The sequence below is a fragment of the Psychrobacter sp. M9-54-1 genome, from assembly GCF_016613355.1.
Lineage (GTDB): Bacteria > Pseudomonadota > Gammaproteobacteria > Pseudomonadales > Moraxellaceae > Psychrobacter > Psychrobacter faecalis.
Genome location: NZ_JADGFW010000005.1, coordinates 255,346 through 276,614 on the forward strand (window position 1 = coordinate 255,346; position 21,269 = coordinate 276,614).

Genomic DNA, 21,269 nt, shown 5'->3' on the forward strand with positions numbered 1-21,269 from the left:
CAGGAGCTTAAACGCTCAGTTTTTAGCTTTTGCTCTAGGCAATTACAAGGTTATTAAATGGCGGGTAGCAGTAATTTTGCATTTTTATCTATAAAAAATAGCATCTGTCATTTTTCATAGATTACATCAGGTAATGATTTTGTACATAGTCAATGCATAGCTCATAAAAAGCTTGAGCAGCCACAGAGATGGTTTTGTCCGCCCGTTTAAAGATGCCGATTTGTCTGTCTAAAGATGGTTCCAGCAACTTTATCCAAACCAGCTCAGGCTCATTAGCTGGGAAAGCCAGTTTTGGTAGGGTAGTGATGCCCAAATCATTCCTTAATAAGGAAAACAAGGAGGTAATATTTTCTACTGTATAGCGCGCTTTACGATTTAGGGCTTCAGCAGGCGTGTTTTCAAGTAATCTACAAGTGCCATTATAAATAAAGGGCTGCGACATCAGTTGTTGCCAATGTAATCCTGACGTTTGGTTTGACTCGCCGTTTTTGTTTATATGGTTTAACTCATTACTTTTTAAGCAAACCACGCCAATAGGGTCTGATATAAGCGGCGTAAAATCAATGTCAGTTTGGTCGATACTGGTGCAATTGCCCAATGCCAAATCTACTTCACCCGTCAGTAAGCGATTCGCCACCCCCACCGCATTATCGTCTATCAAGACAATTTCGATATCAGGATATTTTTTAGAATAAGCAACCAAAACGCTTGGCAGCAGCTTTGTGACCAGTGATGGTACGCTTGCAATCCTAATCTTACCTTTTTCTCCAGCTGCAATCGCTTGCAAATCATCTTCCAACGTTTGATAAATGCTCAGGAACTGCTGAATTTTGGGCACACAGCTTTCGCCAAACGGCGTCAATGTCGCTTTATTGCCAACTTCAAATAAGCTTTGGTTCAATGTCTTTTCTAGCTCTTTTATCGATGCAGATATAGCCGCTTGCGAGCGATTGGCGCGACTGGCAGCTGCACGAAAACCGCCTTCTTCTACCACGATTAAAAAATGACGTAATTGTTGTAATTTCATAATGTTGGCTACCTTTATAAGCGCTGCTGACTGTTTAATTTTATGCACTTTCATAACGTCACAAACCGTTAAATCAATACAAATCTAAGTGATAGATTAAATCTATCATATTTAATATTTAATTAGTTAGATTTATCGTATGTAAATGGGTAGCATAAGGATTAGAAATAAAGGATTGATAAAGCCATCTAAGAAAAGGATTGAAAAAATGAGCACTCACTCAACCAAACAAGCGGTTCATACCGCACTTTATGCCTCAAAATCGCCACTTGAGTGGGCAATCACCAATAATGGCACGTTATACACCGCGCAAATTCCTATTGATGGAAACGGTGAGGTAGTCGCAGGTGGTATCGAAGCGCAAACCCGTCAAACCCTTGATAATTTAAAGCACACCTTAGAATGTGCTAACAGTAGTATGGATGCGGTATTACAAGTGCTCATTTATGTCACTGACCGCGACTATCTAAAAACCGTTAACCAAGTCTATGCAGAATATTTCAAGGCGCCTTACCCCAACCGCGCAGCTTTAGTCATCTCAGGCTTGGCACGAGAAGAAATGCTGGTCGAGTTGGTCGTTTACGCGGCTGTGCCTTAAGATTAAACGCTAATTTATAAGCGTTAGACGGTTTTTATCACTCAATTTCATTGTATGTTTTTAAATAAACGCACCCAAACTCTTTATAAAGGATGTTGTTATGTCAACTCAAGCGCTCAAACAAGACCCAAAAAAATCGCTTTATATCAACGGTGAATGGCAGGCAGGTAGCGATACCATTGCTAATATTAACCCCTCTGATATCACAGAAACGATTGGTGAGTTTTCTCAAGCCAGCAGTAATCAAGTACAAGATGCTATCGCTGCCGCACGCCGTGCCCAGCCAAAGTGGGAAGCGGTCGCGATGGAAAAAAAGCAAGCTATCCTGCAAGCGATTGGCGATGAGATGATTGCGCGCTGTGATGAGCTGGGTACTTTATTATCACGCGAAGAAGGCAAGCCGTTTGCGGAAGGTCGCGGTGAGATTTATCGCGCGGGGCAGTTCTTCCATTATTATGCCGCCGAAGTGCTGCGCCAAATGGGCGACCTTGCTGATTCAGTCCGCCCTGGTGTCAAAGTTGAAATCACCCGCGAAGCTGTCGGTGTCGTTGCTATTATTTCACCTTGGAACTTTCCAACGGCGACCGCGGTATGGAAAATCGCCCCAGCCCTTGCCTTTGGTAATAGCGTGATTTGGAAGCCTGCGAATTTAACGCCAGCCAGTGCTGTAGCGTTGGCAGAAATCATTCACCGTCAAGGCTTGCCAGAAGGTACGTTTAACTTAGTGCTCGGTGGCGGCTCATCAGTTGGCGATGCGCTTATCAATTCAAAAGATATCGATGCAGTCAGCTTTACCGGTTCAGTAGAAACCGGCCGTAAAGTTGCGGCGGCAACGGCGCCTAACTTTGTGCGTTGCCAACTTGAGATGGGCAGTAAAAATGCCCTGGTTATCGCTGATGATGCCGATTTGCAAGTGGCTATTGATGCGGCGGTTGCTGGCGCGTTTGGTGGCTCAGGTCAGAAATGTACCGCATCTTCGCGTTTGATTGTGATGGACGGTATTCATGATGCGTTCGTCGATGGCGTGATTGCAAAAATGAAAACCTTAAAAGTCGGTCATGCGCTGGATGACGGTATCTTTATGGGTCCTATCGTTGATGACAAGCAGCTAGCGTCTAACATGGATTGGATTGAAAAAGCCAAGCAGGCTGGTGCCAATTTAGCCTTTGGTGGCGAGCGTCTAGAGATGCCCCATGACGGCTATTATATGTCGCCAACCTTGTTTACCGATACTGATAATAGCTGGGATATCAACCAAGAAGAAGTATTTGCGCCGCTCGCTTGCGTCATGCGTGTCAAAGATTTAGAAGAAGCCATTGCCATGACCAATGACACGCGTTTTGGCTTAACCGGCGGCATTATTACCCAAAGCTTGCGTAACAGCGCGCTGTTTAAAGAACAAGTGCAAGCGGGCTGCGTGATGGTCAATCTGGCGACAGCAGGTACCGATTATCATGTGCCGTTCGGTGGTCGTAAAGAGTCGAGCTTTGGTCCGCGTGAGCAAGGCCAATATGCCAAAGAGTTTTATACCATCGTCAAGACGGCTTATCAAAAAGCGTACTAAGCAAAATCACTATAGAGTTGGTCACTTAGTAGCTCTAGCGTAAAAGGAAGTATGGCTGGGATAAGTTTTTTGTAGCCTCTGCGAGCATGGCGAACAGCAAGCGAAAAAAATTTATACCAGTTATGTGTCGGTATTTATGGCACTGCTTTATTTTATATCGACACCATTTTAAAAAGTATAAAAAGGGAATTTGATATGTACCAAGACCATATCGTCATTGACGGATTACAGTATAGCCACTGGGATCGAGACTACTTTAAGATGCTACAAGCTGGCGGTATCAACGCGGTACATGCGACCTTGGTCTATCATGAAGATGCGCGCCAAACTCTGACGCGCTTTAGCGAATGGCATAGGCGTTTTGAGCAAAATAGCGATTTGATTTTGCCCGTTTATTCGGTCGCTGATATTAAGACTGCAAAGGAACAAGGCAAAGTCGGTATCTTTTTTGGCGCGCAAAACTGCTCACCTATTGATGATGAGATTGGCTTAATTAGCGTCATGCGCCGTTTGGGATTGCTGATTATGCAACTAACTTATAACAACCAAAGCTTGCTAGCGACCGGCTGTTATGAGCAAAACGATAGCGGTGTGACGCGTTTTGGTCAACAAGCCATCAAAGAGATGAATCGCGTCGGCATGATTATCGATATGTCACATAGCGCTGAGCAATCAACGCTTGAGGCTATTGAGATATCGAGCCGTCCAATTTGTATCAGCCACGCCAATCCAACCACAGCCCATGATGCCTTACGTAATAAATCCGATACGGTCATTAGCGCCTTAACCCAAGCAGGCGGTCTGTTGGGTTTTAGCTTATATCCGTTCCATTTGCCGAATGGTAGCAACTGTACGCTTGATGATTTTTGTCGCATGATTGCTGATTGTGCTGATAAATACGGCGTAGAGCATTTAGCCATTGGCAGTGATTTGTGCTTAAACCAGCCGCAAGCGGTGCTTGAATGGATGCGCAATGGACGTTGGTCAAAGGCCATGGATTATGGTGAAGGTAATGCCAACAATTCAGGCTGGCCGGACACCTTGCCATGGTTTGCGGGCAAGGATGGTATGGAGAATATCTACAAAGGTTTGCTCAAACATGGTTTTAATGACACAGACGCTGGCAAGATTATCGGTCAAAATTGGTTTAATTTTCTTGAGGCTGGCATCAAACCTTTAACCTAAGTGCTCACGCGATATTGGGTGTTATATAACATCAAATAGCATGTAAACCAGAAACATTAAAGTATGGACAGGTGCAATAACACAATTTAGATGTAACGCTAATTTAAATGACGCAAGATTATCATATGGAGCCACATCATGGCCTACTTAAAGGGACTTAACCGAAATAATGAGCATGGACGCTCGCATAATACTGTAAAAGTACATGAGGATTTGAACCAAGACTCATCTGATACCTTGGGGCTCAATAATCCAGCGTTTTGGTACAGCGGCGGCTTTATCATTGCCTTTGTGCTGATGGCAATTTTTGCCGAAGAGCGCCTAGCAGAAATAGTCAATATAGGTTTTGTCTGGTCGGCTAAAGTCTTTGGGCCGTTTTGGCAAATCTTATTGTTAGCTACTTTTGTGATCGCTTTAGCAGTTGGGGCGGGTCGCACAGGACGGGTCATTTTAGGTAATCTGCCTAAGCCTGAAATGGATAGCTTTAAATGGATGGCGATTCTATTTTGTACACTGCTTGCGGGCGGCGGGGTATTTTGGGCAGCCGCTGAACCTATTGCTCATTTTGTGTCGGCACCGCCTCTTTACGGCGAATCTGCTGATATCCAACAAAGAAGTATTAATGCACTTTCGCAATCCTTTATGCACTGGGGTTTTTTGGCATGGTCGATTGTCGGTAGCTTGACCGCCATTGTGGTGATGCATCTGCATTATGACAAAGGCTTGCCGCTCAAACCTCGTACGCTTTTGTATCCTATGTTTGGCGAGCGCGTACTCACGGGTCAAACGGGCGCGATTATCGATGCTTGCTGTATCGTGGCGGTTGCTGCCGGTACGATTGGTCCTATTGGTTTTTTAGGGTTGCAGACCAGTTATGCTCTTAATACGCTGTTTGGTATTCCTGATACCTTTGTCACCCAGCTGATTATCATCATATTTGCCATAGCCCTTTATACCATCTCAGCCATTAGTGGTCTTGCTCGCGGTATGCAGCTGCTAAGCCGCTTTAACGTGATATTGGCTTTTGCCCTCATGGTATTTATTTTGATGTTTGGCCCTTCCAAGTTTATTGTCAATGGTTATATCCAAGGCGTTGGTACCATGGTACATAACTTTATTCCGATGGCAACATATCGCGGCGATGAAGGCTGGCTTGGTGGTTGGACAGTATTCTTTTGGGGTTGGTTCTTGGGTTATGGTCCGATGATGGCCATCTTTATTGCTCGTATCTCTCGTGGTCGTACGATTCGAGAGTTGATTACCACCGTTTGTATCGTCGCGCCGCTTGTCACTTGTTTTTGGTTCACGGTGATTGGTGGCTCGGGTCTGGCGTTTGAGATTGCCAATCCTGGTAGTGTGAGTACGGCTTTTGAAGGTTTTAATCTGCCCGGCGCCTTGCTTGCAGTCACGCAGCAGCTCCCATTTCCGCTGATTACGTCATTACTGTTTATCATTTTGACCATGATATTTATTGTCACGACTGGCGACTCTATGACTTATACCATTAGTGTCGTTATCAGTGGTGAGCGCGAGCCCAACGCTATGATTCGTACCTTTTGGGGCATTATGATGGGCGTCACGGCGATTGCATTAATATCACTTGGCGCAGGTGGCGTCACAGCTTTGCAGTCTTTTATTGTCATTACCGCGGTGCCGGTATCCTTCATTCTCCTACCGTCGTTATGGAATGGTCCCAAAATTGCGCAACAAATGGCACGCGACCAAGACCTTTATCGTCCTAACCGTGTTGAGACGGCTCATAAAATTGCGGAAGAAAAACTTGCTAATCAAGAGATTGTGAAAGAAATCGATTGAATGCATCATTAATAAAGCGCATAACTTATTTGCACATTAAAGTCATAAATAATAATGAGTCTTTAAAGTTGCCCGATAAGTGATGAGCTTGAGATATATTTAAGGTGATAGTTATATGGAACATACTTTGCCAAACAGCGAAATGCTGAAAAATGCCAAGCTAGACGCGGTCAGCTTTCGTACCCCCAATGTGGTGATGCACTCTGAAAGACTGGGCGCGATGCACCAAACGCGGATCAGCTTTGTACGCACGCTATTGCGTAAAATCGATCAAGAAAATTGGACGCTCAGCAAACATCTTTGGGATTTAGATGATGACGGCTACGGACAAGTGATTTATCGTTTGCAAACGCCGGAGCATATTTATCATTTGGTGGTATTTTGCAATCAAATCGCTGATGAAGAGCGTAATGACCGCGTGATTGCGCAAAAGTGGGATGTGACCTTTGCTTTGGTTTACGGCGAAATCGGCGATGAGCTATTAGCAAATCTAAAAGTTAATGTGCCACTACAAGAAGCCGGTCGCAACTCAAACATGGTCATGGTGCTGGCTCGTGCTAATAAAAGCGTGCGCGTCTTTGATCATGTTGTCAGCGCACTTGCCGATGGCAAACAGCCTGATTTAGAAGTACTAGCCAAAGTCGGTTATATCTTGCGCACCACCGCGGTTTATGGCAATGGTAAGTTTGGTATTTACGATTTCAAACCTCTGGATCATAGTGAAGATTTTAACCAATCTTTTCGCGCGCAGATGTGTGCGGTGTATCTTATCCGAGAATTTAGTCTTGATTGTGTGGATTATTTGGCGAAGAAAAGAGGTGGTAATAAGGCTGTCAGCCTACATCCAGAGATTAAACGCTACTTAGGTATCGGTAATGCCACCGGTCTTGGTATGGCGCCTTATTTGATCAATCATCCTTGTGTGGTAGATCAATGGTTAAGTACGCGTGAAGCGGCACTGCAAGCGGTATTGGTTTGCGATATCGACTTTGAAGCCGATGATAATAAAATAGCGCAATTTTCAACCTTGATGAATCGCGCTATTCAGCATTTCTCAGAAGTGGTGACTATTAACGAGCCACAAATTCTGCTTAACCATACGATTGTGACGGAGCTAACCCAATTACAAAGCAAGCTGACATCTGAGCTGAAAAAATGTACCACGTGGGCGGATTTTTTACAGCGCAACGATTATCTCAGTTTTGAGAGCCAAGAGGTTATTATCTCTTGTATGATGGAGCTATATCCTGAGCGTGTGGATGGATTTGCCGGCCAAGTAAATGCTGATGAAACCATGTCATTGCCTAGTGGTAAAGTGGTTCAAGACTTAATTGAAGTATTGGAAGCGCGTTATCAGTGGGCGATTAGTATTGATTTTTCTGCCGAAGAGAATGTCTATTGGTTTTGGTATCGCTCTGAAGATAAAGAAGAGCCGAGAATGGGCGTGCGCGGCCAAGAGCATGGCGATGATAAAGAATTTTTGTTAGATATCGGCCGCCAAGCGAATACCCTGTATTTAGCACTAAAACAAGCTAATTCTCAGCAGCTATTGTCTGAATTCATTTTAACCCAGCCAAAATACCGCACCATCGCCCGACGCGTCTGGACGTTGGGTCATAAAAAGATGGGTGACATTCAGATTAATGTCTTGCAAAAAACCGCACTACCGATGCATTTATTGCGCTGTAAATTGTCCATGTTTGGGGCCACCAAGTTTGATCCGCGTTCAGATCGTTGGGTACGCGTGACCCTGTTCCAAGGCGCGCCATTATTCGATGAAGTAGATAGCGATGAGTGGCTATTTCCTCTTTTGCCAAAAACACATGACTTATCAACTTTACCATTAGCCGCCCAATAAGGAGTATCAAGACATGATTGTATCGCACAATGAAATCGTGACCATGGTCAATAAAGCCTTTTTAGGGTTGCAGCGTGAAGTAGGCGAGGCAGACCTGATCGCCTCTATGGTGGCAGAGCTACAAATGGCGGGGCTTAATGGTATTTTGCATTTTAATAATGCCAGTCCGTTTATTTTATCTGAGCGTGATATGCCCATCGATATTGTGCATCAAGCTGAGGGTGAGGTTATTTTAGATTTGCATGGTAGCAGTCTGGTTTGTCATCTGCCTGCGGTGATGGACTATGCGCTTGAAAAAATGGGCGATCGCGAGCATTTTAAAATCTATCTAAAAAACTGTCATAACCGCTGGCTAGCCTACAGCGAGCTTGCAAAACTGGCCTCAAAAGGGTTTGCATGTCTCGCTAAATGGGATAATGGTAGCGCTCCTAAGCATACGGTATTCACTTTAGATAAAAGGTTTGTTTATCCTGATTTGTATTTTTTTAATGAGGCGCAGGACAACTACGATACCAATGATATGGTGATTGAATTATCGACGGCTAACTTTGATATTGAGCAGGATATTCAGCATTTTGATCGTAAGATTTCGACGGATGAATTGTTTGAAACCCATCAGCGCGCTTGGAAAGAAGGCATTTATGTCGATGATGAGCAGTGGGCGACGCTCAAAAAAAGCGCGGCGGCAATATTGGTCGAAGATAATGAGACGTCAAATAAAGGGGCTGGGGGTGTATAAGAGATAAAGTCCAGTCTATATAAATAATCGCTGCTTATTCTATTAATGGAGGATAAGCAGTGACGCAGTCCTCAATCCTTTCTCTATATCCTATGCAAGATCTCATCGCTTTTCTTATCAAGAGCACTGTTATAGCCGCTGCTTTAAATATTGTTATTTGCAGATTGTTTTTAGGGCGTGTCTTCAATTCAATCGATGGACATCTAAATGGGCTAAAAATGGCTAAATTTTGCCAAACTTCATCAAATAGCTAGGTAATATCCCGATATTAACGGCGCTATTTTCCTTGTTTGACTGCAATTTATCTCATTTTTATCACCATTTTTAAAATGAAGACACGCGCTAGTACTGCCCTTTTGTTTTTTCTTAAAAATTGTCAAATAAATTATCTGTGAAAATTTCAAAGTGGGAGAATGACAATATTGTAATCTTAACGTCATCTGTTAGTCAGAAGGATTCATGTATCATGCATGTATGATGATAGTGTCGTGATATCGGGTCAAACGCTTAACGTATTGCTCCAAATTTAAAAATGAAAGACAGCTCTTTTTGATTATAAATATCACATGCGACATTAAACAATAAATGACGAGAGGGTATGTATGAAACCTGATAACCATAACTTAACTTTTAAGCAGCATAAATTGTTTGGTGCGCTTATCCTACTGACAGTGACATCGTCGTTATTTGCTTGTAACGACACCAATACCACTGCTGCAACCACAGCGCCTGTAGAGACGGCAACAGACAGCCAGAATTCAAAAGTCCAAACGTCTAAAACTGAGTCGACGAGCTCTAGCAGTAACAGTGATGCGCTGAGAAACGTCTCTGCGACGGTTTATAAAGATGCCAATTGTGGCTGCTGTAAGGAGTGGATTAGCCATGCCGAACATCACGGTATGACTGCGGCGGGACAAGATGTCGCCGACTTAGCTGTTTTTAAAGAGCGCTATGGCGTCCCTAGTAATATGCGCTCTTGTCACACGGCAGTCACGACCGATGGTTATGTATTCGAAGGTCATGTGCCTGCCAAATATATAGCCCAGTTTCTAGCCAATCCACCAAGCGATGCTATTGGCCTTGCCGTACCCGGTATGCCAATGGGTAGCCCTGGTATGGAGTACCAAAATAAATTTTCACCCTATCAAGTGATGCAAATCAATAAAGACGGTAGCACAGCGGTATATGCTGAGATTGATAGTGCCAACGCCCAGCTATAGCTGAAAAGGTGACTTTTGTCCTGTATCGCTCTATGATGACTAATTATAAAGTAATGAAATAAGGAGAGCCTGTAATGATTCTCATGATGCACGCTATGGGCTAGGGCGGGTCTCTCGTTTATGGATTGTTTATGCTACTGATTTTTATAGTGCTGATACTGACGATTATGGGGCTGCTTAAGTACCTACGTAATAAGTAAAAGTTAGAAACATTGGTTAAAGGTTGATGATATAGCCAAGAGTTGATGATAAGTGAGCAGAAGCTTTGCTTGTCATCTGCGCTTAGCGTCTTCAAGGAAGGATTTTATGAAACATACGGTTGATAAAAAAACGATCAAAGGTGGCAAATACGATAAAGTGCCAGAAAATTATAACGGTACGGTCTATATTTGCCCGATGCATCCTGAAGTCAGAGATGTTGAAAAAAGTGATTGCCCGATATGCGGTATGTTTTTGCAGCCTGAAGACGAGATAGATGGCGCAAGCCACGTGGAGCATAACCACAGTGACAATTATCAAAGTCATCAAAATCATCACCATGAAAACAATCATAACCATGAACACAACCAGACGCATTGTCACGGGAGTAACGAAAGCAGCGCTGAAGTCAAGTCGGTCAAAGGCGGTAAATACGACAAAGTGCCCGAAGATTACGATGGCACGGTTTATACTTGTCCGATGCATCCTGAGGTCAGAGACGTTAGAAATAGTGGCTGTCCGATTTGCGGTATGGCACTCGAGCCAGAAACGGTCGCCATAGGTGAAGAAGATACCGAAGAGCTCGACGATATGACGCGGCGCTTTTGGATATGTACGCTGCTGACCTTACCGCTATTCATTTATACCATGAGCGATATGGTTGGGATAAATCTCGATCAAATTGGCTCGTTTGATATCTCAGGGCAACTTGGTCAAATCATACAATTGGTACTGGCGACTCCCGTTGTCGTTTGGGGCGCAGCACCCTTTTTTGTACGTGGTTGGCAGTCTATTAAAAGCCGCAATCTAAATATGTTTACCTTGATTGCGCTTGGCGTCGGCGCAGCTTACGGTTTTAGTATTGTGGCAACTTTCTTTCCCAGTATATTCCCAGATAGCTTTAGAGATAGCGCTGGACAAGTCGGCGTTTATTACGAAGCAGCAGCGGTAATCACGACTTTAGTACTGCTTGGTCAAGTGCTTGAGCTCAAAGCCAGAAGTCAGACGTCAGGGGCCATTCGGGCGTTGCTTGAGCTCGCTCCGCCGACAGCAAGACGCGTCAATGAAAACGGCGAAGAGACAGAGGTTTCACTTGATGAAGTCGTCAGCGGCGATAAGTTGCGCGTCAGACCTGGCGAGAAATTACCCGTAGACGGCACGGTAATCGATGGCAGTAGTAGCGTCGATGAATCCATGGTAACGGGTGAGCCGATGCCAGTATCTAAAGAGCAGGGCGATACTGTGACTGGCGGCACGGTAAATGGTACAGGGACGTTATTGGTTGAAGCGGTCAATGTTGGCGCAGATTCGGTGTTGTCCAAAATCGTACAAATGGTTGCCGATGCCCAGCGTAGCCGCGCGCCCATACAGCGTTTGGTTGACCAAGTGGCAGGCTGGTTTGTGCCTATTGTCATTATCGCCTCTATCATCACCTTTATCGTCTGGGCGTTATTTGGCCCTGAACCAGCAATGGCTTATGCCATGGTGAATGCGATTGCGGTACTTATCATCGCCTGTCCCTGTGCGCTTGGGCTGGCGACGCCCATGTCAATCATGGTCGGTACGGGCATGGGCGCGCAAAACGGCGTTCTTATCAAAAACGCTGAAGCCTTAGAGACGATGGAAAAAGTCGATACCATCGTTGTCGATAAAACAGGCACGCTAACCGCTGGTAAACCTGCACTTACCGCAATTGATGCGCTGGCAGGTCAAAATGAAGACGAGTTTTTGGCAGTGGTTGCTGCGGTAGAAAGCGCAAGCGAGCATCCTTTAGCAGAGGCTATCGTGAGAGCTACTCAGGATAAATCGCTGACCATTCCTAAAGCCCATGACTTTAATTCAACCACGGGCGAGGGTGTACAAGCGGTAGTAAACGGCAAACAAGTTGCCATCGGTAACTCAAAGCTGATGGAACGCTTAAACAGTTTTGATCAGGAGCTATCCGTTAAAGCCGACGTCCGTAGAAAAGACGGCGAAACGGTAATGTTTGTCGCTATAGATGGTAAAGCAGCTGGTTTGGTTTCGGTCGCTGATCCGATTAAGCCAAGTACTGCTGATGCCATAGAACTGCTACACAAGGCAGGGCTAAAAGTCGTCATGCTAACCGGCGATAACGAAAAAACTGCGCAGGCCGTCGCCAATAAATTGGGCATTGATGAAGTGCATGCCGATGTGTCACCAGAGGACAAAAACCGTATTGTCAAAGAGATGCAAGACCACGGTAAATTGGTAGCGATGGCAGGTGATGGCATCAACGACGCGCCAGCACTGGCGCAGGCGAATGTCGGTATTGCTATGGGTACAGGTACGGACGTGGCCATGGAGAGCGCAGGGGTGACGTTATTAAAAGGCGACTTAATGGGTATTGCCAAAGCCCATAAGCTCAGCCATGCGACCATGCGCAATATCAGACAAAACTTATTTTTCGCTTTCGTCTATAACGCGATTGGCGTACCGATTGCCGCAGGCGTGCTATACCCAGCCTTTGGACTATTGCTTAGCCCGATGATAGCGGCGGCAGCGATGAGCTTATCGTCAGTATCGGTCATTGGAAACGCACTAAGACTACGCCGATTAGAGTTATGATAAAGACGTTTTATTTAGCCATTTTATCGTCAAGAGAGAACTTCAATTTCAATGCTTTTAATAAGGACAAAGTTATCTAGCTTTATGCTCAGATGATTTAACCATAACGCCCAGTAATATAATCTCTGGTCGCTTTTTGCGCGGGACTGTTGAATATCTGGCTTGTCTCGCCCATTTCTACCATATCGCCCAAATACATATAAGCGGTGTAGTCGGAGACGCGGGCGGCTTGCTGCATATTGTGCGTGACGATAGCAATGGTATAGTCGTTTTTTAAATCGCTAATCAAGTCTTCAATCGCGCCCGTAGAGATAGGGTCGAGTGCCGAGGTTGGCTCATCTAAGAGCAAAACCTCAGGCTTCGTTGCTACTGCGCGAGCGATACAAAGTCGCTGCTGTTGACCGCCCGATAGTGACAAGCCTGACGCTTTGAGTTTATCTTTGACTTCCAGCCATAATGCCGCTTTTTTAAGTGCCCACTCGACACGCCCATCCAATTCTGCTTTGCTGAGATTTTCGTAAAGACGGACGCCGAATGCGACGTTGTCATAAATGGACATCGGGAAGGGCGTGGGCTTTTGGAAGACCATACCAACACGCGCTCGCAGCAAATTTACATCGGTATCTTTTGTCAAAATATTTTGATCATCAAGGGTGATTTCTCCTTTAGCCTGCATACTCGAATACAAGTCGTACATACGGTTAAAGGTACGTAGCAGCGTTGATTTGCCGCAGCCTGATGGGCCAATAAAAGCGGTAACCTTTTTTTCTGCAATATCAATATTGATATTTTTTAATGCTTGGAAATCGCCATAATAAAAATCCAAATCGCGAACGGCAATCTTGGTAGGTGGCATGTCGTCTGGCATATCTGCCATCGTTTGCTTGATAAAACGGCCAATATCTGGCTGTTGATATTGACCATGATTGGCCAGCACATCATCCAGTAAACGGCGCGTGCTGTTGGTATTGGTCATTAGCTTAGTTGCTTTTCTTTCTAGTACATCCGTCATAATGGTCTCCATTTTTTTAAAGTCTTGTTAAGTAAGGGTTTTTTGGCTATATTCTTAGAGGTGTAATCGCTTTAACCTATCTACTATGATGTTTGTCACCGATAAAGCGCGCGGCTATATTTAATAGCAATACTGTCGCGGTAATGAGTAGCGCCGCCGCCCAAGCCAGTGTATGCCAGTTGTCATAAGGACTCATGGCAAATTGATAAATCGTATTGGGTAAATTAGCCATTGGCTCACTCATATCGGTACTAAAGTACTGGTTGTTTAGCGCGGTAAATAGCAAGGGCGCGGTCTCACCGGTAATACGCGCAAAAGCGAGCAGCACACCAGTAGTCAGACCGGCTTTGGCAGCCTTCAGCGTCACGGTACTGACCAGCTTCCATTTTGGTGTACCTAGTGCGTAAGCCGCTTCGCGCAGGGTATTAGGTACAAGATTTAGCATGTTTTCCGTCGTACGCACGACAATAGGAATGACAATCAGCGCCAATGCCAATGCCCCGGCCCAACCCGAAAAGCTCTGTCCTTTGACCATCAGGGCATAAATAAACAGACCAATCACGATAGATGGGGCCGACAATAAAATATCATTTAAAAATCGGGTGACTTTACCGAGCATACTGCCCTGTGAAAACTCTGCTAAATAAATACCCGCCATCATGCCGATTGGCGCACCAATCGCCAAACCCGAAAAAGCCAACATCACTGAGCCAACAATGGCGTTACGTAGACCGCCTTCGCCCATCGGCGGCGGGGTATCTGCCATAAAGATGGGCATCTCGATTAGACCTTGAAAGCCTTCAATAAACAGTGTAATCAAAATCCAAATCAGCCAAAACAAACCAAATACAAGCGCTGATAAAGCGAAACCAAGCCCAAGTCTATTGATAAAACGGCGCTTGTTATAAAGACGCTTGTTGTAGCGATCTTCAAAGCGTACAGAAGACTGGCGGCTTGATTGGGTCGTTTGAGTAGTGACTGGTGCGAAAGTCATGAAGTGTTTGTCCTTCTTAGGTCAAATTATGGCTGCAAATAACATGTTTATTTTGTTTCAGCTTGATTTCATTGGCTTTGTTGGCTATTAAAATAGGGTGTTTAATTACCTGCTTTTTGGTCAATACGCATGAGCATCAGCTTAGATATTGATAGAACGATAAAGGTAATCACAAACAGTATTAAGCCTAAATGTAGTAATGACGCTAAATGCAACTCACTTGACGCTTCGGCAAACTCATTGGCCAGCGCTGAGGTAATGGTCACCCCAGACGTAAATAGGCTTGGGCTGATATTAAAGGCATTACCAATCAAGAAGGTCACGGCCATCGTCTCGCCAAGCGCTCGACCAAGTCCCAAAATCACGCCGCCAACCACACCTGCTTTGGTATAAGGTAAGATGATTTTAAACATCACCTCCCACGTAGTGGCGCCCATGCCGTAAGCCGATTCTTTTAGCAGGTCTGGCACCACAGAGAAAACATCGCGCATGGTGGCGGCAATAAAGGGAATAATCATAATCGCCAGTATTAACGAGGCGGTAAACATCCCCAATCCCATCGGCGCACCGGTAAAAATCTTGCCAATAATAGGCAGAGGACCAATATGTTCAATAAACCAAGGCTGAATATGATCACCAAAAAACGGCGCAAAGACAAACAAGCCCCACATGCCATAGATGATAGAAGGGATACCTGCGAGTAGCTCGATAGCAATTCCCAGTGGCTTTTTCAAAAAATTGGGGCAAAGTTCCGTTAGAAAGATAGCAATCCCAAAGCTGACTGGCACGGCAATACAGATAGCGATAAGAGAGGTGACCACCGTCCCATAAATGGGTGCAAGCGCACCGTATTGATCATTTACCGTATCCCAGTTATTGCTGGTATAAAACCCCAAACCAAACTTAGTGATACTTGGCCACGCACCGACAATCAATGACAGCATGATGCCGCCAAGCGACAAGAGTACCAATATTGCAAATGCTTTGGTGGCGTTGACAAATACCGCGTCAAAGCGTTTTTGTTTTGCCAGTTGGGATTTTAGGTCTGCCATAAAAGCCTCTATTGTTTATCGATCTAACGCTTTATTGTGTTGACGCTTATTGGTGTTGGCTGTAGCGTCTTACCGTAATAAACTGTTTACTCTAACGACGTATCATTAAATTTATTATGGCTAAGACGTCACCAAGCAAACATGCTTTTCAGTATTTGCTTGGCGGCATCAGTTGGCTGATTCTTGACTTGCTTGTGTTCGATTTACTAGGTCTCGACTTATGGCGCTGGGGTATAAACAGGCTTACCTTCGCTATCTACCACCTCGTTCCATTTCGCTTTAAATAAAGCCACGGCCGTATCAGAAAAAGGCACGTAATCAAGGCTCATCGCATCATCATCGCCTTGGGTATAAGCCCAGTCAAAGAAGTTAAGGACGCCCGCCACTTGCTTGGCGTCTTTTGGTTGTTTATGGACTAAGATAAATGTCGCAGCAGCGATAGGCCATGCTTGAGCCGTTTCAGAGTTGGTGATGACTTTATAAAAGCCTTCTTGCTTTGACCAATCGATGTCACCAGCGGCGGCGAATGTTTGCGCAGATGGTTGAACGACATTGCCGGCAGCATTTTTTAGGGCAACGTGTGACATACCATTTTGCTTGGCATAGGCGTATTCGACATAGCCGATAGAGTTTTTCATACGATTTACGTAGCTTGAAACGCCTTCGTTACCTTTACCGCCAGCACCGGTTGCCGAGGTTGGCCATTTCACGGTTTTATCGACGCCAACGCTGTCTTTCCAGTCGTTTGAGACTTTGGCTAGGTAATCGGTAAAGTTAAAGGTTGTGCCCGAACCGTCTGAGCGGAATACCGTGGTAATAGCGGCGTCAGGAAGGGTTAAATCAGGGTTCATGGCTGCGATGGCAGGGTCATTCCATTTGCTGATTTTGCCAAGATAGATGTCAGCGAGTATTTTTCCATCGAGCTTTAATTGACCAGGCGCAACGCCATCGATATTAACGATAGGTACCACGCCGCCAATAACGGTCGGGAATTGAATCAGACCGGCTTCCTCTAATTCAGCTGGCGTCATCGGTGCATCGGACGCGCCAAAATCAACGGTTTTTGCGACGATTTGTTTGATGCCACCCGATGAACCAATCGACTGATAGTTCACTTGACCGCCAGTTGCTTTATGATAGGCATCTGACCATTTAGCATAGATAGGCTGCGGGAAAGAGGCGCCTGCGCCGGTGATATTCATCGACACATTGTCTGTCGACTGAGCGTTTGCGCTGTCGGTAGAGGCGGGGGCTGATTGCGCCGAAGTAGCTGGCTCATTGCTTTCATTGCTATTGGAGTTTTTATTACAAGCAGCTAAGGTCAAGGTACTCGCGACGGCTAAAGCCATTAATGAATAACGCATTATTTCTCCTAAAAAGTAATGATATTAAGTAAACATAGTTGAGTATTGGATATTTATAAATAACAGAGCTGATTTCGATGTTTTATAAATGGTGCTTTATTCATACTGCTTTGTTCATAACGCTTTATTAAAAATGATTTACTGCAAAGACGCTTGGTGGTCGATGAGCCCATTGTGCCGCGCAAATATGACAGTTTGATGAAATAAGACATTTTTATGAAAAAAGTCATTTAATTAAAATAGACGTGTGATAAAGGGTAGAAATGCTTCTAATGACGGCTGATATCTTGTGCAAAAGTCGTTATGATGTGGGCAGGCGTTTTCGTAAAAGCGGATTTCAAACTCAATGTCATTAAACTGTCATAATTAAGCCGTTTAATGGGTAGGCATTGGCATTTAATATTGTTTTATTTATTTCTACGTTTTTGTCTTTTAACTTTGACTTTCAACTTTGTCATTTAATAATAAGGCTATGGTATGCGCAGTGAGCAGATTTTGATTGTAGAAGATGAACCTGCAATTCGTGAGATGGTGGTAATGACGCTAGAGATGGCGGGCTTTGAGAGTTTAGAAGCGGCTGACGTCGCAGAGGCACATCAGCAAGTGGTCGATCACAGACCTGCGCTGATTTTGCTCGATTGGATGTTACCAGGCGATAAAAGCGGTATTGATTTTTGCCGCATGCTAAAAAGTGATGAAATGCTGGGCGAGATACCGGTGATTATGCTAACGGCAAAAAGTGAGGAAGATAGTAAGGTTCATGGACTTGATGCGGGCGCTGATGACTATATGACCAAGCCGTTTTCAACGCGTGAATTGATTTCAAGAATCAAAGCGGTATTACGCCGTGGTCGTGCGCTTAGTAGTGATAAGCCGATCGAAATAGGTAAGCTTAGCCTCGATCCCAAAAGCCAACGCATCACCGCTGACAATCAAGTCATCGATATCGGGCCGACAGAATATCGATTACTGGCGTTTTTTATGAGTCATCCAGAGCGCGCTTATACGCGCACTCAATTGCTCGATCAGGTCTGGGGCGGTAATGTCTATATCGAAGATCGCACGATTGATGTGCATATCAGGCGTTTACGTAAACTGCTCCAGCCTTACGATTGTAGTACCTTGATTCAAACGGTGCGCGGGACAGGTTATCGGTTTTCTAGTTTGGTTCAATAAAGATAAGAGGTGTGCATAACAATGCTTGAAAAAAACGCCCAACCAGAAAATGCTCAACAAAATAAAGAACAACAAAATAAAGAGCAAAAAAGTAAAAAACAACAGGACCATCAAATCTTGCAGCAAAATTCTCCCGATCAGCTTCAAAAAATCAGAAGTGCCTTACGCGCATTACGAGATGCAGTTATCTTGCTCAATGGTGACGATGGTTTGGAGTGGTGGAATCAGGCCGCCGAAGATTTATTATTGTTGCAGTCAGCGGATCATGGCAAAAGTATTTTTGACTTTATTAACGTTCCTGAGTTTCGGCAATACTATCAGAGCATGGTGACACCCAATGATGGTGTACATATGAAGTCATGGCAAGATCCTAACCGTTATCTTAAATGTGAGCTCACGCCTTTTGGCGATGAAAAGCTGCTGATTATTTATGATGTGACCCGCTTACAACACTTAGAGCAAATGCGCCGCGACTTTGTGGCCAATGTCTCGCATGAATTGCGAACGCCACTGACTGTGCTGATGGGTTACCTAGAGAATTTCTCCGATCAAGAAGATGTGCCGCGGCAATGGCGACGCGGGTTTGAGCTAATGACACAGCAGACTGCGCGCATGAATAGAGTGGTCAATGACTTATTGCTATTGTCTCGAATTGAAATCGAAGAGACACATGAGCTGCATTATATTGATATGACCAAGCTGCTCACCCATGTCTATGATGATGCGCAGGCGTATAACCAAGAATATGGTCATACGCTGCACCTGCAGATAGATACCTATGATGGTCTCTACGGCTCGGAGATGTATTTGAACAGTGCGTTATCCAATTTGGTTATCAATGCCATTAAATATACGCCGAAAGGCGGTAACATCGTCATCAGTTGGGCAAAAGTGGCAGAAGGCTGTCGCTTTGCCGTCAGCGATGATGGTATTGGTATTGCGCCGGAGCATGTCGCGCGGTTGACCGAGCGTTTTTATCGAGTAGACAGCGGGCGTAGTCGAGCGACAGGTGGTACAGGGTTAGGGCTAGCGATTGTAAAGCATGTGTTATATCAATATGACACGACTTTGCAGATTAAGTCGTCAGAAGGCAAAGGCTCAACCTTTAGCGCTGTATTTCCTACTGCTCATATTCGCTCTGCAACTATTAGCTAATCGATGCAGTTTTTCATGGGCATATGAAGCAGGAAGCGTAAAAAACTGGCTGCCAAAATAAAAAGTCATCTTTTTAGGTGTCATGGGAAAATGCCGTTATGCGTGCTGATCTAAAGTAATGACTGCCTTTTTTAACCATGCACCAGCCTTACCTAAAGGCTTCTCTTTATGCCAAATCAGCTCAACCGCCACCGGCCAGCTGTGCTTATCAAAATCCAGCTTTGGGGATACCAAAGAGCCATCTTTTAGCCCATCTACAATGAAATGCTCGGGCACCAGTGCCCAGCCAAGGTTACGTTGGACGAGTTCAATAATCACCCACTGACTCTCAACCCACCACACATCAGCAGCAACCCGTAGACGGGACTTTTCTTTACTGTCATTTCGCGTCGCCACAATGAGCTGACGATATCTTTTTAACTCCTCCCAGCTCACAATTTTATTTGCCATCTCATGTTCAGGTGAACAAACCATTTTAAGAGGAATCCAGCCTAACGTATGAAAGCTAATCGCTGAAGGTAAGTCTTCTTGGCTCCACATAATGCCTAAATCTGCGCGCTTTTCTAAAATTAAGCGGCTGACATCTTCCATGATGGGCAGCAATAGCTCCAATTCTACAGTTGGAAACAGCTTGTCAAATTCATCAAGCAATCTTGCTAGCCATTCTGATGGATAAAGATCATCGACGGCCAATACCAATCGGCTTTCGACTCCCTCACTTAAGCTCTTAGCAACCCCAAAGAAGTGCTCACAGCGCTCCAGTATTAGATAGGCTTCCGCCAATAACCGTTCACCTTCTTCCGTCAATTCAGGATAGCGACTATTTCGGCTAAATAACACGTTGTCCAAGTCGATTTCTAAGTTTGCCACCGCGGCACTCACCGAAGATTGTGCTTTGCCAAGCCGCCGTCCCGCTGCTGAAAATGACCCAGTCTCTACCGTGGCGACAAAGGCTTGTAGTTGCTCTAAAGAAAAGTTCATGTATCGGTTTTTCCTATAGGTAGTAACTTTGATCTATTAGTTTAACAGATACAATAGAGTCAACTAAGTAATATGAATGTATATTCTATAAGGATTAATCATGCGAACTCATAGAGATCGTATTCGTCACGCTGTTGGATTTGAAATGATTGCACTACTATTATCCATTCCCATTATGAGCTTCTTTTTTAGTTTTGATATTAAAGATATCGGTGTCATTGCTATCACAGGTTCTATCATGGCGACGATATGGAACTATGGTTTTAATATTGCTTTTGATAAAAGTCTGATAAAGTTTACAAGCAGTACTTTTAAGACTCCAATGATACGAGTACTTCATGTGCTGCTGTTTGAGGGAGGTCTACTGATGTTATATCTACCTATGGTATCTTGGTATCACTTTATTCCAAGCTTTTATTATGGATGCGTCATTGGTTGGGTTTTATCTGGTCTATACCTTTTCTTATAACTGGGCTTATGACAAGCTTTACCCGATACAGTATTTTAAATATGTAGAAAACAAAGCGGTTTTTTTATAAGCTAAAACAACCATACTTTAGGTGATATTTTATATTGATCGCGGTTATAACGAGGCGTTAAAGATAAGTGCTCAAAAAAGCTTTCAAGCTGTATTTTTATAGTTTGAAAGCTTTTTTGTTTTAAGGCTAAATGAACTGCTATTGATCTGATTCTTGTTTTAATAAGGAGCAAGAGGAGGTTAAGGAGTGGGCAATGTCTGACTGTA

General features: G+C 44.4%; 16 protein-coding genes and 1 pseudogene. 11 read left to right on the plus strand and 6 right to left on the minus strand.

Features of this window, described 5'->3' with window-relative positions; all coding sequences use genetic code 11:
• Positions 1-121: 121 nt before the first annotated feature.
• Entirely contained in the window at positions 122-1,027 is a 906-nt protein-coding gene (locus IQ457_RS03225; protein ID WP_200662048.1) for a LysR family transcriptional regulator, read from the minus strand.
• Between the two features lie 208 nt (positions 1,028-1,235).
• Between IQ457_RS03225 and IQ457_RS03230 the strand changes: the two genes are divergently transcribed.
• From IQ457_RS03230 to IQ457_RS03265, 8 genes are all read left to right on the plus strand, one after another.
• The gene (locus IQ457_RS03230) at positions 1,236-1,625 is read left to right on the plus strand and encodes a RidA family protein (protein ID WP_068404883.1); all 390 of its coding nucleotides are present in this window, start codon (positions 1,236-1,238) and stop codon (positions 1,623-1,625) included.
• Positions 1,626-1,725: 100 nt separating this feature from the next.
• Complete coding sequence (locus IQ457_RS03235; protein WP_200662049.1) at positions 1,726-3,189, plus strand: aldehyde dehydrogenase family protein; 1,464 nt, start codon at positions 1,726-1,728, stop codon at positions 3,187-3,189.
• 195 nt (positions 3,190-3,384) lie between these two features.
• Positions 3,385-4,374 (plus strand): membrane dipeptidase, encoded by a 990-nt coding sequence (locus IQ457_RS03240; RefSeq protein ID WP_200662050.1) that lies wholly within the window; start codon positions 3,385-3,387, stop codon positions 4,372-4,374.
• A 138-nt stretch (positions 4,375-4,512) separates the two neighbouring features.
• Positions 4,513-6,189: a BCCT family transporter gene (locus IQ457_RS03245; RefSeq protein WP_200662051.1), complete on the plus strand. Its 1,677-nt coding sequence runs from the start codon at positions 4,513-4,515 to the stop codon at positions 6,187-6,189.
• A 115-nt stretch (positions 6,190-6,304) separates the two neighbouring features.
• Positions 6,305-8,047, plus strand: a complete 1,743-nt coding sequence (locus tag IQ457_RS03250; protein WP_200662052.1) for a hypothetical protein — start codon at positions 6,305-6,307, stop codon at positions 8,045-8,047.
• 13 nt (positions 8,048-8,060) lie between these two features.
• Positions 8,061-8,786, plus strand: a complete 726-nt coding sequence (locus tag IQ457_RS03255) for a DUF3726 domain-containing protein (RefSeq protein ID WP_200662053.1) — start codon at positions 8,061-8,063, stop codon at positions 8,784-8,786.
• A gap of 602 nt (positions 8,787-9,388) precedes the next feature.
• Complete coding sequence (locus tag IQ457_RS03260) at positions 9,389-10,006, plus strand: DUF411 domain-containing protein (RefSeq protein WP_200662054.1); 618 nt, start codon at positions 9,389-9,391, stop codon at positions 10,004-10,006.
• A 306-nt stretch (positions 10,007-10,312) separates the two neighbouring features.
• Positions 10,313-12,790, plus strand: a complete 2,478-nt coding sequence (locus IQ457_RS03265; protein WP_200662055.1) for a copper-transporting P-type ATPase — start codon at positions 10,313-10,315, stop codon at positions 12,788-12,790.
• A gap of 97 nt (positions 12,791-12,887) precedes the next feature.
• Here the strand turns inward: IQ457_RS03265 and pstB are convergent, their stop codons facing one another.
• The 4 genes from pstB to pstS form a co-directional block, all read right to left on the minus strand.
• Positions 12,888-13,766, minus strand: a complete 879-nt coding sequence (gene pstB / locus IQ457_RS03270) for a phosphate ABC transporter ATP-binding protein PstB (RefSeq protein ID WP_446737526.1) — start codon at positions 13,764-13,766, stop codon at positions 12,888-12,890.
• A gap of 112 nt (positions 13,767-13,878) precedes the next feature.
• Complete coding sequence (gene pstA, locus IQ457_RS03275) at positions 13,879-14,796, minus strand: phosphate ABC transporter permease PstA (RefSeq protein WP_200662057.1); 918 nt, start codon at positions 14,794-14,796, stop codon at positions 13,879-13,881.
• A 101-nt stretch (positions 14,797-14,897) separates the two neighbouring features.
• A complete protein-coding gene (pstC, locus tag IQ457_RS03280) occupies positions 14,898-15,848 on the minus strand; it encodes a phosphate ABC transporter permease subunit PstC (protein ID WP_200662058.1) in 951 nt (316 codons plus the stop codon).
• A 218-nt stretch (positions 15,849-16,066) separates the two neighbouring features.
• The gene (gene pstS, locus IQ457_RS03285; RefSeq protein ID WP_200662059.1) at positions 16,067-17,212 is read right to left on the minus strand and encodes a phosphate ABC transporter substrate-binding protein PstS; all 1,146 of its coding nucleotides are present in this window, start codon (positions 17,210-17,212) and stop codon (positions 16,067-16,069) included.
• Between the two features lie 477 nt (positions 17,213-17,689).
• Between pstS and phoB the strand changes: the two genes are divergently transcribed.
• Both phoB and phoR read left to right on the plus strand, forming a co-directional pair.
• Positions 17,690-18,388, plus strand: coding sequence for a phosphate regulon transcriptional regulator PhoB (gene phoB / locus IQ457_RS03290; RefSeq protein WP_200662060.1), 699 nt, complete (start codon positions 17,690-17,692; stop codon positions 18,386-18,388).
• 21 nt (positions 18,389-18,409) lie between these two features.
• Complete coding sequence (gene phoR / locus IQ457_RS03295) at positions 18,410-19,543, plus strand: phosphate regulon sensor histidine kinase PhoR (protein WP_200662061.1); 1,134 nt, start codon at positions 18,410-18,412, stop codon at positions 19,541-19,543.
• Between the two features lie 96 nt (positions 19,544-19,639).
• Here phoR and IQ457_RS03300 read toward each other — a convergent pair whose 3' ends face one another.
• Positions 19,640-20,524, minus strand: coding sequence for a LysR family transcriptional regulator (locus IQ457_RS03300; RefSeq protein ID WP_200662062.1), 885 nt, complete (start codon positions 20,522-20,524; stop codon positions 19,640-19,642).
• A 145-nt stretch (positions 20,525-20,669) separates the two neighbouring features.
• On the opposite strand from IQ457_RS03300, the pseudogene IQ457_RS03305 reads away from it, so the two are divergent.
• Positions 20,670-21,063, plus strand: a pseudogene (locus tag IQ457_RS03305) (PACE efflux transporter).
• Positions 21,064-21,269: the final 206 nt, after the last annotated feature.

What these genes read in the sequence shown, in the direction of transcription:
- IQ457_RS03225 (WP_200662048.1), bottom strand. Translation starts at nt 1,027, where the DNA reads ATGAAATTACAACAATTACGTCATTTTTTAATCGTGGTAGAAGAAGGC.
- IQ457_RS03230 (WP_068404883.1), top strand. Translation starts at nt 1,236, where the DNA reads ATGAGCACTCACTCAACCAAACAAGCGGTTCATACCGCACTTTATGCC.
- IQ457_RS03235 (WP_200662049.1), top strand. Translation starts at nt 1,726, where the DNA reads ATGTCAACTCAAGCGCTCAAACAAGACCCAAAAAAATCGCTTTATATC.
- IQ457_RS03240 (WP_200662050.1), top strand. Translation starts at nt 3,385, where the DNA reads ATGTACCAAGACCATATCGTCATTGACGGATTACAGTATAGCCACTGG.
- IQ457_RS03245 (WP_200662051.1), top strand. Translation starts at nt 4,513, where the DNA reads ATGGCCTACTTAAAGGGACTTAACCGAAATAATGAGCATGGACGCTCG.
- IQ457_RS03250 (WP_200662052.1), top strand. Translation starts at nt 6,305, where the DNA reads ATGGAACATACTTTGCCAAACAGCGAAATGCTGAAAAATGCCAAGCTA.
- IQ457_RS03255 (WP_200662053.1), top strand. Translation starts at nt 8,061, where the DNA reads ATGATTGTATCGCACAATGAAATCGTGACCATGGTCAATAAAGCCTTT.
- IQ457_RS03260 (WP_200662054.1), top strand. Translation starts at nt 9,389, where the DNA reads ATGAAACCTGATAACCATAACTTAACTTTTAAGCAGCATAAATTGTTT.
- IQ457_RS03265 (WP_200662055.1), top strand. Translation starts at nt 10,313, where the DNA reads ATGAAACATACGGTTGATAAAAAAACGATCAAAGGTGGCAAATACGAT.
- pstB (WP_446737526.1), bottom strand. Translation starts at nt 13,766, where the DNA reads ATGACCAATACCAACAGCACGCGCCGTTTACTGGATGATGTGCTGGCC.
- pstA (WP_200662057.1), bottom strand. Translation starts at nt 14,796, where the DNA reads ATGACTTTCGCACCAGTCACTACTCAAACGACCCAATCAAGCCGCCAG.
- pstC (WP_200662058.1), bottom strand. Translation starts at nt 15,848, where the DNA reads ATGGCAGACCTAAAATCCCAACTGGCAAAACAAAAACGCTTTGACGCG.
- pstS (WP_200662059.1), bottom strand. Translation starts at nt 17,212, where the DNA reads ATGCGTTATTCATTAATGGCTTTAGCCGTCGCGAGTACCTTGACCTTA.
- phoB (WP_200662060.1), top strand. Translation starts at nt 17,690, where the DNA reads ATGCGCAGTGAGCAGATTTTGATTGTAGAAGATGAACCTGCAATTCGT.
- phoR (WP_200662061.1), top strand. Translation starts at nt 18,410, where the DNA reads ATGCTTGAAAAAAACGCCCAACCAGAAAATGCTCAACAAAATAAAGAA.
- IQ457_RS03300 (WP_200662062.1), bottom strand. Translation starts at nt 20,524, where the DNA reads ATGAACTTTTCTTTAGAGCAACTACAAGCCTTTGTCGCCACGGTAGAG.